This window comes from uncultured Clostridium sp. (genome assembly GCF_937920395.1).
GTDB lineage: Bacteria > Bacillota > Clostridia > Clostridiales > Clostridiaceae > Clostridium_AD.
Genome location: NZ_CALEVF010000098.1, coordinates 1 through 2,388 on the forward strand (window position 1 = coordinate 1; position 2,388 = coordinate 2,388).

Annotated in this window: 2 protein-coding genes and 1 pseudogene; all 3 read left to right on the top strand. The window is 28.5% G+C overall.

Going from position 1 to position 2,388, the window contains the following annotated elements:
* Positions 1 to 287 (top strand): annotated as a pseudogene (locus tag Q0649_RS08930) (ribonuclease J); the annotation flags it as partial.
* A 205-nt stretch (positions 288 to 492) separates the two neighbouring features.
* Positions 493 to 1,341, top strand: a complete 849-nt coding sequence (locus tag Q0649_RS08935) for a metal ABC transporter substrate-binding protein (RefSeq protein ID WP_298840463.1) — start codon at positions 493 to 495, stop codon at positions 1,339 to 1,341.
* 205 nt (positions 1,342 to 1,546) lie between these two features.
* A complete protein-coding gene (locus tag Q0649_RS08940) occupies positions 1,547 to 2,290 on the top strand; it encodes an EAL and HDOD domain-containing protein (protein ID WP_298840461.1) in 744 nt (247 codons plus the stop codon).
* Positions 2,291 to 2,388: the final 98 nt, after the last annotated feature.

The window sequence follows — 2,388 nt, forward strand, 5'->3', positions numbered from 1 at the left end:
TAGCTGAAGAGGGTATCCTTACTGTGGTAGTTACTATAGAAAGAGAGACTTATAGTATCGTAGCAGGGCCAGACATAATAACTAGAGGATTTGTATATATGAAAGAATCCAATGAACTTATTAATGAAGCTAGAGACATCGTAAGGAAAGAATTAGAACAGTGCTTAGGTAATAAAGTTAAAGAATGGGCAGTAATAAAATCTAGTATTAGAAATGCATTAGGCCAATTCTTATATATAAAAACTAAGAGAAGACCTATAATTATACCAATAATAATGGAAATATAATAAAACTAAGTTTTGTAATTTATATTTAGTTATGGAAAAGAGTGTGTATTGTAATGATACATACTCTTTTGTATGCTACATAATATTATAAGGTTAATAAGTTATAAACTTAAGGAGTGAAAAAACATTGAAAAAAATTATTAGCATGATGCTTTTGACATGTATTATATTTACATTAGTTGGATGCTCAAAGGTTACATTTAATATGAAAAAAGAAGCTACAGGACAGGTTATAACTGACAATTCAAAGATACAGGTAGTAGTGTCTTTTAATCCATTGGAAGAATTTGCGAAGGCTGTAGGTAAAGATAAAATACAGGTAAAAACGGTAATACCACAAGGCGTTGAACCACATGATTTTGAACCTAAAATAAAGGATATGAAAAGTATAAGCAACGCTGATTTATTTGTTTATTCGGGATTTGGAATGGAAGCCTGGGTACCTAAAACTCTAGATGCTATAAATAATAAGAATTTAGTTGTAGTTAATTCCTCACTTGGAATAAATCCGATAAAAAGTGGAGAGGATCAAGTTCAGGAGCAGGGACAATATGATCCACATATATGGCTTAGTTTAAAAGACGCTAAAATTCAAACTAAAAACATAAAAGATTCATTGGTTAAAATAGATAAGAAAAATGAAGGATATTATGAGAAGAATTATGAAGATTTCTCAAAGAAACTTGATAAGCTTTATAGTGAATATAATTTAAAATTTGCAGGTGTGAAAAATAAGAATTTTGTTACAGGACATGCTGCATTTGGTTATTTGTGCAGAGATTTTGGGTTAAAACAAAATAGTGTAGAAGATGTATTTGCAGGAGGAGAGCCTACCCCTCAAAAACTGAAAAAAATAATTGATCTATCCAAAGAGTATAGAGTTAAAGTGGTTTTTATGGAGGAACTGGCCAGTCCTAGAGTATCTGAAACTCTTGCGAAAGAGGTAGGCGCTAAAGTAAAAAAGATATACACAATAGAAAGCAATGAAGATAATAAAGGTTACCTAGAAAGTATGGAAGATAATTTGTCTGAGATATATGATAGTTTAAAATAATAATTGGCCCCCCCGTCTTAATTAAGGCGGGGGTTAATTATAATAATAATTATTATTTAAAGATGTTTATAATAGATTGAAATTTACCTCTATTATAAATAATACAACCTAAATATAGTCATCATATGAATTATATTGTAAATGTGTGTAATATTATGTATAATAAGAGGATATTTAATAAATAAGTTTTAATAGGGAGGCAACTATGAATGTTTTTTTGGCAAGACAGCCAATTCTTGATAAATTCAATAAATTACTTGGATATGAATTGTTATTTAGAAATAGTGAAAAAAACGTATATCAAGCGGAAGATGGAGATAAGGCAACTATTGAAGTTATAAAAAATAGTTTTGTAAATATAGGAATTCAAGAAGTAACCGGTGGTAAAAAGGCATTTATTAATTTCACTGAAAATATTTTAAAATCAGATATTTTCAAGGTATTACCACCAGAAACGGTAATAATTGAAATATTAGAGGATATAGAGCCTACAGATGAAATAATAGAGTTATGTAAAAATTTAAAAAAACAAGGATATCTCATAGCATTAGATGATTTTGTTTATTCAAGTAAGTACATAAAACTTATAGAGGTTGTTGATATAATTAAAGTGGATTTTAAAATAACTAAAGGTTATGAGAGAAGAAAAGTAATTGAAAAGGTGAACTCGAAACATATAAAGTTTATAGCGGAAAAAGTTGAAGATATGGAAGAATTCAATCAAGCAGTTTCATTTGGGTATACATACTTCCAAGGTTATTATTTTAGTAGACCGCTAATAGTTTCAGGAAAAAGAATATCAGAAAATAAGATTGTTAATATAATGTTATTGCAGGAAATTAATAGTGGTAGTTTTGATATAGATAAAATAGAAGGTTTAATAAAAAAATATTACTACCAAGATATTAAATATCCCAGTAGTAATAAAGAATCAATGCTTAGTTATTAAAGCATTTTTAATTATAACTTTGACTATTCTTCGCCAAATTTACTTTCTACAAGGCTTACTAAAGCAGCCATAGCTTCTTTTTCATCTGCGCCTTCTGT